General features: G+C 50.6%; 1 protein-coding gene. It reads right to left on the bottom strand.

All coding sequences use genetic code 11. From position 1 onward, the window contains the following. The coding region (locus ACYRYG_RS13290; protein ID WP_460198486.1) for an ISL3 family transposase at positions 1-777 on the bottom strand (777 nt) is incomplete at both ends.

The following is a 777-nucleotide window of genomic DNA, read 5'->3' as shown; positions in this document are numbered from 1 at the left end:
TGAGGCTGTCGACAAGGTTATACGCTTCTTTTATCTTTGGGTATAAAGAGAAGAGCAATCCGGCCCTGATCTTCTGTGTATCGCTCCAGTTGTTTCTGCTTACCCTCAGTAGTCCCCGGCTTCTTGTGAGCAGCTCGACTCCGGTATCGCCGTTGTCAAGTATCTCCGGCTTAAAGCGCCCATTGAGTCTCACAGGCTTCCTGCCACGCTTTCTGCCTTTATACCTCCTGGGATGTTTTTTGCGATAGTATTTACGCTGCTTCACCCTTTGCTCAAGTTTGTTTCTGAACTCCGCCTGTCTTTTACGCTGATCCTTTATTGCCTCACGCTTGCTGCGGAGACGGATTTCTTCCACCGCGTCACCGCATCGCTTGATGATATGGAAACAGTCGATCACTATTGTCGCATTAGGAAAGACTGCACTCACGATGGAATACATGCTGTCGGAGAAGTCCATGGTCACTTCCCTGACCTCAATACGCTTCTCCTGTGGTATCTGCATGAGGATACGGATTACCTCCGATGCCTTCGTCCCCCGTACGGCTGCAATCACTGTTCCGCGTCTCCCATGGCCATCCTTGTTGGACAGGATCGTGAACAGGTCTTCCTGCAGGGATGTCTCGTCTATGCTTAGCCTGGGACCCATATTCTTCTCCAGTAATATCCAGTCGGATGCATGAGGCTTCTGCTCCCATTGCCGGAAGTCGCTCAGATAATCCTTGTATGACCGTTCAAGGCGATCCCCGTTAATCTTGTAGTAAGGTTCCAGCGAACGTG

Source organism: Segatella asaccharophila (assembly GCF_054687055.1).
Note: the sequence above shows the minus strand (reverse complement) of the source record. Positions and strands in the feature narration are given on the sequence as shown.